Origin of the sequence: Desulfogranum marinum (assembly GCF_016918565.1) — a bacterium.
Classification (GTDB): Bacteria; Desulfobacterota; Desulfobulbia; order Desulfobulbales; family Desulfobulbaceae; genus Desulfogranum; species Desulfogranum marinum.
Map to the genome: position 1 here is coordinate 1 of NZ_JAFFQD010000176.1, position 400 is coordinate 400.

The window sequence follows — 400 nt, forward strand, 5'->3', positions numbered from 1 at the left end:
TCTCGGCGATCCTTGCGGATAATATCCGTATGCGGCTCAAAGATTGAAACAATCTTTTCCAGGGCCGGAACAGATTCACCAGCAAAAATTCTGCGTTTGGTTTGGCACGCGACCTGACGAACAATAGGCAGATATTCTTGCAACTGTTTGCAAATATCGACTGCCACAGCTTGTTCAATTATGGAACTTCCCACATAATTCTGTAAACTACGCACCCCCTTTTCGGCGTAGCCTATTGTCTTCTCTGTGAGTTCTATAAGTTTTCTATATGGTTTCTGCCTTGCCGCATTATTCTTGGCATTTGTAATTTCCAGATTCCGTCGTTTTGCCGCCCGTCGATGGTTATGGAAGGAAAACATGATCCCTGGCAGCCTTGTTTTCGCGTCATCAAGAAGTCTGG

At 45.2% G+C, this 400-nt stretch carries 1 pseudogene; it reads right to left on the reverse strand.

Annotated features, from left to right (window positions below):
- Positions 1-400, reverse strand: a pseudogene (locus JWH17_RS23385) (ISNCY-like element ISDth2 family transposase); the annotation flags it as partial.